The sequence below is a fragment of the Eudoraea algarum genome (assembly GCF_050589645.1).
Taxonomy (GTDB): Bacteria; Bacteroidota; Bacteroidia; order Flavobacteriales; family Flavobacteriaceae; genus JBNGOQ01.
Window position 1 is genome coordinate 571,740 of record NZ_JBNGOQ010000004.1, and the last position, 12,735, is coordinate 584,474.

The 12,735-nt window shown below is 45.7% G+C and carries 9 protein-coding genes; 6 read left to right on the plus strand and 3 right to left on the minus strand.

All coding sequences use genetic code 11. The annotated features are described in order from the left end of the window. Positions 1 to 2: 2 nt before the first annotated feature. The 4 genes from lptC to ACRD67_RS17725 all read left to right on the plus strand — a co-directional run bounded on the left by lptC (position 3) and on the right by ACRD67_RS17725 (position 4,377). Positions 3 to 551, plus strand: coding sequence for an LPS export ABC transporter periplasmic protein LptC (lptC, locus tag ACRD67_RS17710; RefSeq protein WP_430968560.1), 549 nt, complete (start codon positions 3 to 5; stop codon positions 549 to 551). Position 552: 1 nt separating this feature from the next. Further along, complete coding sequence (locus ACRD67_RS17715) at positions 553 to 750, plus strand: preprotein translocase subunit YajC (RefSeq protein ID WP_430968561.1); 198 nt, start codon at positions 553 to 555, stop codon at positions 748 to 750. Further along, a complete protein-coding gene (locus ACRD67_RS17720) occupies positions 747 to 2,042 on the plus strand; it encodes a hemolysin family protein (protein WP_430968562.1) in 1,296 nt (431 codons plus the stop codon). The genes ACRD67_RS17715 and ACRD67_RS17720 overlap by 4 nt, the downstream gene beginning before the upstream one ends. Positions 2,043 to 2,256: 214 nt before the next feature. Beyond that, on the plus strand, positions 2,257 to 4,377 hold the full coding sequence (locus tag ACRD67_RS17725; protein ID WP_430968563.1) for a peptidylprolyl isomerase: 2,121 nt from the start codon (positions 2,257 to 2,259) through the stop codon (positions 4,375 to 4,377). Between the two features lie 165 nt (positions 4,378 to 4,542). Here ACRD67_RS17725 and ACRD67_RS17730 read toward each other — a convergent pair whose 3' ends face one another. Further along, complete coding sequence (locus ACRD67_RS17730) at positions 4,543 to 5,457, minus strand: GYDIA family GHMP kinase (RefSeq protein ID WP_430968564.1); 915 nt, start codon at positions 5,455 to 5,457, stop codon at positions 4,543 to 4,545. Further along, a complete protein-coding gene (locus ACRD67_RS17735; protein ID WP_430968565.1) occupies positions 5,457 to 6,776 on the minus strand; it encodes a hydroxymethylglutaryl-CoA reductase, degradative in 1,320 nt (439 codons plus the stop codon). The genes ACRD67_RS17730 and ACRD67_RS17735 overlap by 1 nt, the downstream gene beginning before the upstream one ends. A gap of 165 nt (positions 6,777 to 6,941) precedes the next feature. On the opposite strand from ACRD67_RS17735, the gene ACRD67_RS17740 reads away from it, so the two are divergent. Beyond that, the gene (locus ACRD67_RS17740; protein WP_430968566.1) at positions 6,942 to 9,158 is read left to right on the plus strand and encodes a S9 family peptidase; all 2,217 of its coding nucleotides are present in this window, start codon (positions 6,942 to 6,944) and stop codon (positions 9,156 to 9,158) included. 28 nt (positions 9,159 to 9,186) lie between these two features. Then, the gene (locus tag ACRD67_RS17745; protein WP_430968567.1) at positions 9,187 to 10,719 is read left to right on the plus strand and encodes a peptide MFS transporter; all 1,533 of its coding nucleotides are present in this window, start codon (positions 9,187 to 9,189) and stop codon (positions 10,717 to 10,719) included. Here the strand turns inward: ACRD67_RS17745 and ACRD67_RS17750 are convergent. Then, a complete protein-coding gene (locus ACRD67_RS17750; protein ID WP_430968568.1) occupies positions 10,716 to 12,734 on the minus strand; it encodes a ComEC/Rec2 family competence protein in 2,019 nt (672 codons plus the stop codon). The genes ACRD67_RS17745 and ACRD67_RS17750 overlap by 4 nt on opposite strands. Position 12,735 lies beyond the last annotated feature (1 nt).

Genomic DNA, 12,735 nt, shown 5'->3' on the forward strand with positions numbered 1-12,735 from the left:
CTATGGCAATGTTTTTTTTAGGCTGCAAAGACACCTACCAGCGTGTAGGGGACGAGGCACCTGCAACTATTTTCCCTCAGGGGGTGGCCCAAAATTTTACCCTTACCTATACCGAGGTGGATGAGGCCTTGGGGACCGAGGAACTTAAAGATTCCAGGGTCATTGCAGTTTTGACCAGCCCTATAAGTGAAGACTTTGACAATCTGCGGTTCCCCTACAGAACTTTTCCCAATGGCCTGCAGGTCGATTTCTTTGATGAGGAGAATCGGAAAAGTGTCGTCAAGGCTGACTATGGCATTATTTATTCTGCTACAAATTTGATAGATTTGCGCGGCAATGTGGTCCTGGAAAGCCACGACGGGAAGAAATTGGAAGCCCCACAATTGTATTGGGACAGGACCAATGAATGGATATTTACCCAACAAAAATTTAGGTTCACCAATCCCGAAGATGGTACCTTGATGGACGGGGAAGGGATGGACTTCAACAAGGACTTTAGTTTTTTCAACGCGCATAAGACCTATGGGCTAATGACGATAAAAGAGGAGTAACATGATAAAGATTTTAAGATATACCGAATACCTGTACCTGGCCGTTTTTGTGTTCTCCCTGCATAGGGTCTATACCGATTGGACATCAGATCGCTCCAGCGCATATTTGTTTATTTTCTTTGCCGTGGTTTCCCTGGGCATGTTCTTCTTTCGGAGAAATTATAGAAAAAGGTTCCAGAAGCGCAAAAACCAACAATGACCTTGGAAACCTCCCTGCTCATTATAGGTATTTCCCTCCTATTGTCGGCCTTCTTTTCGGGCATGGAAATCGCATTTGTATCCGCCAACAAGATCCATATCGAAATAGAGAAGAAACAGGAAGGTTTTTTGGCCAACATCCTGGGTCTGTTAACGAAAAAGCCATCAAAATTCATAGCCACCATGCTCATTGGCAACAATATTGCCCTGGTGGTCTACGGCCTTTTTATGGGCGATCTTCTAATGGCCTGGTTTACAAGCATGCTGCCCACCTCCAATGGGCTGATCAACGCACTGCTCACCGACTTCAGCCTGTTGTCACAAACACTGATTTCCACACTGATCATTTTACTAACGGCCGAATTTTTGCCCAAGGTCCTATTTCAGATCTATTCCAATACACTGCTAAAGGTACTGGCCATACCCGCCTATTTTTTTTACCTCTTGTTTTGGGTCATTTCCGAATTTGTGATCAAGGTGTCAGACTTTATCCTGAAGACCTTTTTCAAAACCGACGGTGATGAGGTGCAATTGGCCTTTAGCAAAATGGAACTGGGCGACTATATTACGGAACAAATGGAAACGGTAGAGGAAGAGGACGAGGTAGATTCCGAGATACAGATCTTTCAGAATGCCCTTGAGTTTACCGAGGTAAAGGCCAGGGAGGTCATGGTGCCACGTACCGAGATTACCGCGGTGGAAATCCATGAAACCACAAAAAACCTCACCAAGTTATTTACAGACACCGGATATTCAAAGATCCTGATCTATAAGGGCACAATTGACAATATCATAGGGTATGTACATTCCTATGAACTCTTTAGAAAGCCCAAGAGCATAAAAAGTATTTTGCGGCCGGTGGAGTTCGTTCCAGAAACCATGTTGATCCACGACATATTAAATGTACTCACCAAAAAAAGGAAGAGTATTGCCGTGGTACTGGACGAGTATGGGGGAACCTCGGGTATTATGACCGTAGAGGATATCGTGGAGGAACTCTTTGGGGAAATCGAGGATGAACACGATTCTACGGACCTTCACGAGAAGCAGTTGGATCACAGCACTTATACCTTTTCGGCCAGGATGGAAGTGGATTATGTGAACGAAAACTACAAATTGGAACTTCCGGACAGTGAGGAGTACGAGACCCTGGGCGGCCTAATCGTCAACGAGACCGGGGAAATACCCGAACAGGATACGGAAATCAGGGTCGCCAATTTTGTATTCACCGTATTGGAGGTTTCTAGCACCAAGATCGATTTGGTGAAGCTCAGGGTGTTGGAAAAGGAATAGATTCTTGCTCCCGGTATGCTTGGGTTTCCTTTCTCATTATACGTAGCTTGCAATTTTTGATCGGGCACCTAAAATATGTCGGGAGGCAAAATCCGAGCCGTTGGAATGCCAAGGGCGGCCGTATAGGTGTTTCCCCTAATTTTTGTAAGGCAAAAATTTTAAATAGAAGAAAGAAAATGGTAATTTCGCAAACTGATTTTAAACAATCCATAGCATGGCAATTTTAGAGAATATTAGAAAACGGACCACTATCTTGATCTTGATCATTGGTATGGCCCTTTTTGCATTCGTTATATCCGGGATATTTACGAGCAATGATTTTGGTGGGGGAAAAGTGGGTTCCACAGTGGCGGAGATCAACGGGGATGAAATTTCCATCGACCAGTTCAGACAAAAGATAGAAGCAGTTTCACGACAATTTGGCCCCAATACTAGCTCCATGCAATTGGTCAATACCGTTTGGGACCAAGAGGTCAGAAATGCCATTTTGGGACAGCAGTTCGAAAATTTGGGCATCGATATTGAGCAAGATCAAATTATAAATTTTATCAAATCCAATCCGGCCTACGCACAAAGCCCGCAATTTCTAAATGAAAGTGGCGTCTTTGACGAATCCAAATTCAGGGATTTCATTGCAGATCTCAGTGTAAACAATCCTTCACAATACCAACTTTGGCTTCAGGACGAAGCAAGGATTATACAGAGCGCTAAGGAGCAGACCTATTTTAATTTGATCAAAGCTGGCGTGGGGGCTACCCTGAAGGAAGGGGAGTTGGATTATAAGTTGGCCAATGACAAGGTAGACATTCGTTTTGTACGCGTACCCTACACCTCGGTACCCGACAGTGCGGTCACCGTGACCAAGGAAGACATTAAAGCCTATATTGAGGCCCATAAGGACGATTACAAGCAGGAGCAGGCCAGGGACATCCAGTTCGTGTATTTTGAGGAAAAGCCCTCTACCGAAGACGAGGCGGCCATTAGGACGCAAATTACCAACTTGTTGGATGATTCCGTTGAATATTTTGAGGAAAGGGATACTACCGACACCATTCCAGGTTTTAGGACCACCACCGATGTGGCGGCCTTTCTTGACCGGAATTCGGATGTTAAGTTCGATACCATTTACAAGGCCAAGAAAGATCTTCCGGTAAAGTTTGCCGATAGCCTTCTTTCCCTAAAGGTGGGTGAGCTTTTTGGCCCGTATAAGGACGGTGAAGCCTTTAAGGTGTCCAGGATGATAGACCGAAAGGTGAATGGAACAGTGAAGGCAAGTCATATTTTAATTACTTGGGAGGGTGCGGAACGTGCCAATCCGGCAATTAAGAGAAGCAAGGAAGATGCCGAAAAAAAGGCCGAGGAACTTCTAAAGGAAGCGAAAAAGGAAGGTGCTATTTTTACACAACTGGCACGTGATAATTCCGATGGTCCTTCTGCTCCTAGGGGAGGTGATCTAGGGTATTTTCAAGAAGGTGTCATGACCGATAAATTCAACGATTTTGCCTTTGGGAACCCTGTGAACACCATAGATCTTGTAGAGACCGAGTTTGGCTATCACATTGTAAAGGTTGATGACAAGCAGGATATCGTTAAGATAGCGACCCTGGTAAGAGAGATTGAACCCTCGGAGGAAACCATCAATACGCTGTTTACCGATGCTACAAAATTTGAAATGAGCACTACTTCTTCGGAAAAATCGTTTGCCGATTTGGCCAAGGAAAGCGAATACGCCGTACGGCCCGTGAACAAAATAAAGACCATGGACGAAAATTTGCCAGGTCTTTCCGCCCAGCGCAGTATTGTACAATGGGCGTTTAATAACGATACCGAGCTTGGCGACATTAAGCGTTTCAACATCAACAACGGTTATGCTGTTGTACAGCTGACCGGGCAACACCGCGAAGGCGTTAAGTCTGTTGAGGACGCTTCCGCTACCGTGCTTCCCCTCATAAGGAAAGAGCGCAAGGCGGCCCAGATCATTGCGGCCAATACCGGAAAATCGCTCGATGCTTTCGGTAAGGACAACAATATTTCCGTGGCCACGGCCTCTGCTCTAACGGTTAAATCCCCGACGATTCCAGGATCGGGCAGGGAACCCCTGGTGGTTGGTACGGCGTTCTCTTTGCAAGAAGGGGAAACTTCTGCTTTGATCGAGGGAGAAAATGGCATCTTTATGCTGACCGTTACCAAAAAGGAAGAAGGCCCTAAATTGGATAACTACAGCACTTATGCCCAAAACCTGAGATCCTCCGAGGCCAACAGGGTAAGTTCTGCCGTGTACAACGCACTTAAGGAAGAATCCGACATTGAGGATAACAGGGCTACGTTTTATTAAGACACTTGTCTTAAGTTAGAACAGCCAGGCGGTCTGAAAGGTATTCAAACTGAAAATTGTCTCATCGAGCGTCCTCCGCACGAGACTTCGGGAGGCGGACGCTCGAACAGACATCTAAGTACTTTTCAGATAGCCCCTTTTCTTTTCGCCCACCTGGGGAAACATTTAAGCTAGCACCATTTCGGAATACGGAATCACAGTATCAAATCCCTTGCCCTTAAAATAGGCCAGGGTTTCTTCACCTGGGCCAACGGCCAGCACAAAATCACCGCCCCAGGCCCCCAAACTTTTAATGGCACCCACGTAATCGGGGAACAGCTCTGCCTTAATGGTTTGCACGCCCAGTGCCCCGGATAACAAATGTTCGTGTTGGGATATGAGTTGCATAAAATCATCGATACTTTGAGTAGCAACAAGTTTTTCGGTAATCTGGCTAATGCGGTGCACCAATTCCGTTTTATCCAATTGGCGTGTCCTGTATTCGGAAATGGCCTCCCTACTGTTTCTTTTCTTGTTCAAATAGACAAAAAAGAGCCCCTCCTTGAACTGGGGATGGAACGCTATTTCCCGTACTTTGGGATGCCCTTTGTCAATATGGTACAGTATCGGGGTATTGTGCAGGGCCGCAGCAATGTCATACCCGCTACCGCCAAACGTTCCCGCTAGTAATCGATAGGGATCTACCTTGGCCCAGCAGGCAATATTGTTGATCAGGGTGGAGGAAGTGCCCAGACCCCAGTTTCTGGGAAAGGTCAAACGGGTTTCTATGGTGCAGCCTTTATCTCCCGATAGGAAATCCGGGTTCAATACTTTTGCTTCCGAGAGAATTTGCAGCAACCTGTGGGATAGCTTTTTATCGGAACAGGAAATTTCATTGAGACGCTCAATATCATAAACGGCATGGAACCAAGGCTTCCCCTTGTGGTCCAAACTTTTCCAGGACAAGCGGCCCGTATCATTATCTGTTACCTTTAGGTATTGCCCGTACTTCGTGGGAACGGCCCATCCGTAGGCGCCATCCAGGATAGCATACTCCCCGGACAACAGCAGTTTTCCGTTGCTGTAGAATTCCTGCACCATTAGTGGTCCCTAAGTTTATGAAATGCATCTACCACGGCACTATGGGTAGCCGTATCGTTCTTAAAATGGTCTATAAGGATGGCTTTCTCGGAGGCTGTGGCCCCCATTTGATTCAGGATGTTGAGCAAATGCATTTTCATATGCCCCTGCTGTATACCGGTGGTTACCAAGGAACGAAGGGCCGCAAAATTTTGTGCTAAACCCGCTACGGCAACAATTTGCATTAACTCTTGGGCAGAAGGTCGCTGTAGAATGTCCAGGGCCAGTTTTACCAGGGGATGCAGTTTGGTAAGTCCCCCAACCGTTCCCAGGGCCAACGGAATCTCTATCCAAAACCTGAACCGATCGTCCTTTATCTCGGCATGGGTGAGACTGGTATAGTTGCCCGATCTGGAGGCATAAGCATGTACCCCGGCCTCTACCGCCCTAAAATCGTTTCCCGTGGCCAGGACCACGGCATCAACACCGTTCATAATGCCTTTGTTGTGGGTAACGGCCCTGTACGGCTCGGTCTTGGCAATGGCCACGGCCCGTACCATTTTACGGGCAAGTTCCTCAGGAGCTATAGCCGGATCTTCGTTTAAATCGGCCAGAGGACAACTCACTTCCGCCCTGACCAAGCAGTTGGGGACATAGTTGGAGAGAATACTCATGACCACCTCCACATTTTTTTCGGCCTCGGAAAAGTAGTCGACTTTTAGTGCCTCCGTTTTTAATGTTCTGGCAAACTGTTCCAAACAGGAGTTTATAAAATTGGCCCCCATGGCATCCAGTGTGTCAAAAGTGCAATGCAGCTGATAATAGTCCGCCATTTGGTCCGTCCTATTCCGTAGGACAATATCGCGGATGCCCCCGCCACGTTTTTCCATGTTCTTGGTAATCGGTCGGGCATCCGCTATCAACTGCGGCTTGACCGTAACAAAGAACTTTTCCAATTTTTTAGTATCTCCTCGGAACATAAAGTGTACCTGCCCAATTTTTTCGGTCCCAAGTACACTGGCCTTAAATCCGCCCCTGTCCAACCAAAATTTGGCTGCCTTGCTGGCCGCCGCTACCACGGAACTTTCCTCTATTGCCATGGGAATGGCGTACAAATTGCCATTGATTAGAAAATTGGGTGCGATACCCAAAGGAAGGTAATAGTTTGTCAGGGTATTCTCGATAAACTCGTCATGCAATTTTTGAAGCTGGTTATCCGAATTCCAATAGCGTTGCAGGATGTTTTTGGTGACCGGGGGATTATCTGTGTAATTGGCAGCGATCCAATCTATCTTTTCTGCTTTGGTAAGCTTGGAAAATCCTTCAATAGGAGCGATCATATGGTCTGGGTTTCTACTTTCAAAGATAGCACAAAGCAAATAATCGCTAAAGCAGCCCGGCCGGATGTTAAAAGGCACGGATCTTGTAACAATTTGGAACGAAAGTTTACTTTTCTGTTAAATAATTAGTAAACTTGGAAGATTTTAAACATTGCAAAATACAATATGAAAAAAACAGCCTTTCTCGTACTTTTCCTACTTACGTACTTCACCGGCATCGAAGCACAGCAAAAACAAATAAGCTTAGAAGAAATTTGGAGTGGTGCCTTTAGGACCCGGGGCATGGAAGTGCTCCGATCAATGGAAAACGGCAAACAGTATACCGTTTTAAACACGAACGGAGCCGCTGGAACAAGCGCCATAGATATCTATGATTATAAGACCTTGGAGCGAACCGGGACTGTGGTTTCCTCCAGCGCCGAAAACGTACCCTTGTTCAGTTCCTATGAATTTAGTGCCGATGAATCCAAAATATTGTTGGCCACCGAGGTAGAACCGATTTTTAGACGGTCCCGCTTGGGCATCTATTATATCTATGACGTTGAGAGCAAGGAGGTGGTGAAGATTTCCGACCTTAAAATCCAGGAGCCAAGCCTATCACCCAACAACGAACAGGTGGCGTATGTCCGGGAAAACAACATATATATTTTTGATATCGCCTCCAAGGAAACCAAACAGATAAGCAAGGACGGGGTGAAAAACAAAATAATCAATGGGGTGACCGATTGGGTCTACGAGGAGGAATTCGCCTTTGTAAGGGCCTTTGCCTGGAACGCCAATGGATCTAAAATTGCTTTTCTCCGCTTTGATGAGACCAATGTTCCCGAGTTTTCCATGGATGTATATGGCCAGGGCCTCTACCAAAGTCCACACGTGTTCAAATACCCTAAGGCCGGGGAGGAAAATGCAACGGTATCCCTACATATGTATGATGTAAAGAGCGGCGACATATCCAATGTAGATTTGGGCAATCCCTATTATATTCCCCGGATCAAATGGATGAATCGTCCCGATTTCTTGAGTGTTCAGACCACGAACCGTCATCAGAACAGCCTTAAACTACACGCGGTGAACGCCAAGGACAATTCGGTATCCCTAATTTTGGAGGATACGGATGAGGCCTATGTGGATGTGACCGATAATCTTACCTTTTTGGCCGATGACAGCTTCATATGGACCAGTGAGAAAGATGGGTACAACCATATTTATCTGTACGACAGGGATGGAAACCTAAAAAATCAGATTACAAAGGGGGAATGGGAAGTGACCGATTATTACGGCTATGATCAAAACCAGGACAGGGTCTATTACCAATCCACGGAAAGCGGTTCCATTAATCGCGGTGTATATAGTGTGAATAAGAAGGGGAATAACAAAAAGAGCCTGGCCGCAAACAATGGGAGAAACTCGGCGGCCTTTAGTAGCGACTTCACCTATTTTATCAACACCTTTTCAAGCGCAACCATGCCTCCTGAATATACGCTACACAATGCCTCCACAGGCAAGAAATTAAAAAATATTACCGATAATGGCCCGCTTAAGGAAAAGCTGACGGGGTACGAGCTAAGTCCCAAGGAATTTTCTACCATTTCGGTCAACGGCAATGATCTAAACATGTGGATGATCAAGCCCAAGGACTTTGACCCTTCCAAAAAGTATCCGCTCTTAATGTACCAGTACAGCGGACCGGGATCCCAGCAGGTGGCCAACCGATGGATGGGCGCCAACGATTATTGGTACCAGATGCTGGCCTCAGAAGGTTACATTATTGCCTGCGTTGACGGTAGGGGTACCGGTTTTAAAGGGCGCGACTTTAAAAAACTGACCCAAAAGGAATTGGGAAAATATGAGGTGGAAGATCAAATAGCAGCTGCTGAAAAGTTGAGTGCCCTGAGCTATATAGATGAGGACAGGACCGGGATTTGGGGATGGAGCTATGGCGGTTTCATGGCTACCAACAGCTTGCTAAAGGGAAACGATGTTTTTGAAATGGCCATTGCCGTGGCACCCGTGACCTCCTGGCGATTTTATGATACCATCTACACGGAACGGTACATGCAAACGCCCCAGGAAAATCCAAGCGGTTATGACGAAAACTCCCCGCTCAACTACCCCGAACTCTTAAAGGGTAAATACTTGTTGATCCACGGTTCAGGGGACGACAACGTACATGTGCAGAATACCATGCGAATGATCGAAGCACTGGTGCAGGCCAATAAGCAATTTGAATGGCTGGTCTATCCCGACAAAAACCATGGTATTTACGGCGGAAATACCCGATTGCACCTTTTTACAAAAATGACCGACTTTATTCATAAAAACCTGGGTGATCAACGACCCGAAAAGAGCAATGTGCCCCCTAAGGTTATGATTAAGGGCTAAACCAGATAACAAACTAAACTTTTAACATATGGAAACCACATCCCAATTACCCGAGGAGAAACAACTCTTTGGGCACCCCAAGGGCTTATTTTATTTGTTTTTTGCCGAATTATGGGAACGCTTTAGCTTCTATGGCATGCGGGCATTGCTTACCCTTTACATGGTCAAAGTTATTTTTGAAGCTTTGGTGGAGCGTGATTATGCTGCTGCTGCTGTTTATGCCTCCTACGGTTCCCTGGTATACGCCTCTACGGTAATCGGAGGCCGTATATCGGATAAAATATTAGGGATGCGCCAATCCATTTTTCTGGGAGGTATTCTCATGTCCTTGGGCCATTTTGTACTGGCCATTGAAAACAATGTAACTTTTTTTCTTGCTTTGGCATTTATAGTAGTCGGTAACGGATTTTTTAAACCCAATATTTCCACTTTTGTAGGAACACTGTATAAACACGGAGACCCAAAAAAGGATGTTGGATTTACCATTTTCTATATGGGAATCAATATAGGAGGTTTTGCCGCACCTTTACTTTGTGGTTGGTTGGGTGAGACCTATGGGTGGCATTATGGTTTTGGTCTTGCTGGAATTGGAATGCTGACAGGCTTGATGTTCTTCTGGAGCGGGATCAAAAAAAATGTCTTTGGTGATAGAGGCCTCCCACCAAGCATGGAAATCTATGAGAAGAAGGTATGGGGCATTCCTCAAAAAACCCTTATTCCTATTTTATCATTTTTGGCGGCACCATTGATTGCTTTCCTGCTTTACTCATACAAATCGCTTGGAGAAGAAGGAACTTGGCTGGAAGATCAAAACATTGTGAATGTTATATTTAAGGTAATCGGACTAATGATTTTAGTCTACATGGCCTATGTTATGTATAAGGCCACTTTGGATGAACGGAAGAAGTTGTTTATGGCCATTCTGATTACCTTTTTCATGACCATTTTTTGGGGCTTTCACGAACTGCACGGAAGTGTAATCACCTTGTTTGCAGAGCGAAACGTTAATCTATCCCTGATCAATGCCAGTCAGACCAATTCATTGAATTCCCTTTTTATATTCATATTGGCCATACCGGTGTCTTTACTCTGGACTTTTCTTTCCAAAAAGAATCTTAATCCTCGTACACCCTATAAATTTGGTATGGGTCTAATTTTGGCTGGGATTAGTTTTTATGTGGTTTCACAAAGCGGAGGTAGTGCCGATGAAAACGGCATGGTGCCTTTTTCATATCTGTTGTGGTTATATTTTATCATTTCCGTTGGAGAGTTGTTTATGTCTCCCGTGGGACTGTCAAAAATTACGGATCTCTCACCCAAACGCATCGTAGCCTTTATGATGGGCATCTGGTTTCTCTCCTCGGCTTACGCCTTTCAAATCGTAGGGTTTATTTCCAAGCAATTGGCCATAGAGAGTACGGATAGCAATGTGGGTGGTTTGGAAACCCTGGATGTATATCTGGATGGTTTCAGTCTTATTGCAAAATATTCCTTTGCTGCAGGTGCTGTGGTATTATTATTTTCTCCATTGATGAAACGCCTGATGGGTAAGGTTCACTAATCGTCCCATCGAAAAAAATACACTCCCTTTTCGCCCGTGTAGTGGAAAGGGAGTTTTTTTTGTATGCAGGTCCGTTTCCATCGGTCAATATAACTATGATAGTTACTACCGTCCGCAATGATTAGTTCTGGTTTTACGGAGTCGATAAAACGTTCCAAATGTATTTTTGGAGACTGGGTCAGCAGAACGTAGTGCGGTTTTGCCCTAGGTGGGGGATAGTGGCCCTGACTGTCCATGATAAAAAGACGCTCGTTACACAGCCAATACATCGCCGCCACCGCATCGTAGTTAACGGTAGCGATACGGTTGGCTATCTGGTAGGTAGCTACGACCTTTTTTACTGCTTCCCGATCTGTACCATACACCAGGAGCTTATGCCCTTGTTGATGCCATAGCACGGTATTTTTGGTTTGATGTGCCACTAGGAAAACCTCCTTTTGCCCCGTACGGTGGTTGGTGTGCAGTGTCCAGCCTTGAAAACAGCAAATGGCCACTAAAAAGAGGGCTATCCTACGGAAGTTTGATCGAATCGTACACCGTACCAAGGTGATTATAATGCAATAGCTGAGAACAAACTGAGTGCCATCAAAGGGGATTGCTTTAAAAAGGAAGGCCTCCTGCCCGGCTATCCATGCGATGAGTTCGTTCATACTATGGATCAAAACATTGTAGGCCATAGCCAAAAAATCCGGAAGCCTATTGAACAATGCCAGAACGATGATCAAAATCCCTATGCCCAACAAGGCCCCCAAAAAGGGCACTAGCAAAAGATTGGAGATAAAAAACAGGCCCGGAAACTGATGAAAGTAGAGCAGGCTAATGGGAAACACCCCCAATTGGGCCGCCATACTTACCGAAAGCAATTGCCAGCCCTTTCGCAAGAACCAGGTTTTGGGCCGCCAGAATTTTTGGAACAGCGGATAGATCCAAACCACGGCGAATACGGCGGCATAGCTCATCTGAAAACCCACCTGGAACAGCAGGGCGGGGTCAAAGACCAATAGTATAAAGAACATGGACAGGGCCATGATGTTAAAGGTGTTGGCCGGTCTATTTAAGTACAAGGCGTAAGCCACAAAGGAGAACATGCCAACAGCCCTGATAACGGAAGCAGATAGGCCTGCAAGGAGGGCAAAGGCCCAAAGAAGAACCACCACGGCCAGGAGTTTTATAGTTTTTCCCTTGGGTAAGCGTTCCAAGGGGCTTAATAGCAGCTGTAACAGCCATAGTATGACACCGATATGGAGTCCCGATACCGCCAAAATGTGCACGGCACCCGCTTTTTTATAAGTGTCGTAGGTGGCTGGGTCTATATCTTGGCGCTGTCCCAAAAGGAGCGCTTGGATGATGCTTAACTCCCTATCGTCAAAATGGGACTTTCGCAATTTTGAAACGATTTGGTCCCGTGTGGAGGCCGCAAGACCATATAAAGTTTGGGAGGGGTGCTCAAGAACAAGGTACTGTTCCTTATCCGGTCGCATTTGGTGATACACCCCTAAATTTTCCAGATAGTTTTTGTAATTGAACTGACCAGGGTTTAACGGAGGTTTTATTTCCAATACCTGGGCATGGGTGAGCAGTTCGTCATCTACCCTGAGCTTCCTTTCCTTGGACAAGGTCAGTAACAATTTCCCAGAGGTCCTGTGTTGATCCAAGTGACGTACCGTAGCAATGTAGCGGTCCGAAAAGGTGTTGGATTTCATCACTTCCTGGATTTTGATATGCCATTGGTGCGTACCCTTAAAATTCCTCTGCTTATAATGATCCGTATGGTTTTTGGGTTTGGATAGGGAAATGGAGAGCATACCCAGCCCTATGGCAACAGCCATGGTAAGTACACCAAAATAAAGGGAATCGGTGTTGTTTCTTCCCAAGAACAAGGCAGTAAGTCCGATCAGGGAGCCCATTACCCAAAGAAGTGAAAAAAAAGGAGGGAGGTCCAGGAAATCGCCCAACAAAATACCGAGCACCAGGAAAAGGGTGAGTTTAATAGGTACGAACTTCAGTAGTTCCATG

Coding starts and splice junctions, on each gene's coding strand:
- ACRD67_RS17740 (WP_430968566.1), top strand. CDS start 6,942: ATGAAAAAAACAGCCTTTCTCGTACTTTTCCTACTTACGTACTTCACC.
- ACRD67_RS17745 (WP_430968567.1), top strand. CDS start 9,187: ATGGAAACCACATCCCAATTACCCGAGGAGAAACAACTCTTTGGGCAC.
- ACRD67_RS17725 (WP_430968563.1), top strand. CDS start 2,257: ATGGCAATTTTAGAGAATATTAGAAAACGGACCACTATCTTGATCTTG.
- ACRD67_RS17730 (WP_430968564.1), bottom strand. CDS start 5,457: ATGGTGCAGGAATTCTACAGCAACGGAAAACTGCTGTTGTCCGGGGAG.
- ACRD67_RS17720 (WP_430968562.1), top strand. CDS start 747: ATGACCTTGGAAACCTCCCTGCTCATTATAGGTATTTCCCTCCTATTG.
- lptC (WP_430968560.1), top strand. CDS start 3: ATGGCAATGTTTTTTTTAGGCTGCAAAGACACCTACCAGCGTGTAGGG.
- ACRD67_RS17715 (WP_430968561.1), top strand. CDS start 553: ATGATAAAGATTTTAAGATATACCGAATACCTGTACCTGGCCGTTTTT.
- ACRD67_RS17750 (WP_430968568.1), bottom strand. CDS start 12,734: ATGGAACTACTGAAGTTCGTACCTATTAAACTCACCCTTTTCCTGGTG.
- ACRD67_RS17735 (WP_430968565.1), bottom strand. CDS start 6,776: ATGATCGCTCCTATTGAAGGATTTTCCAAGCTTACCAAAGCAGAAAAG.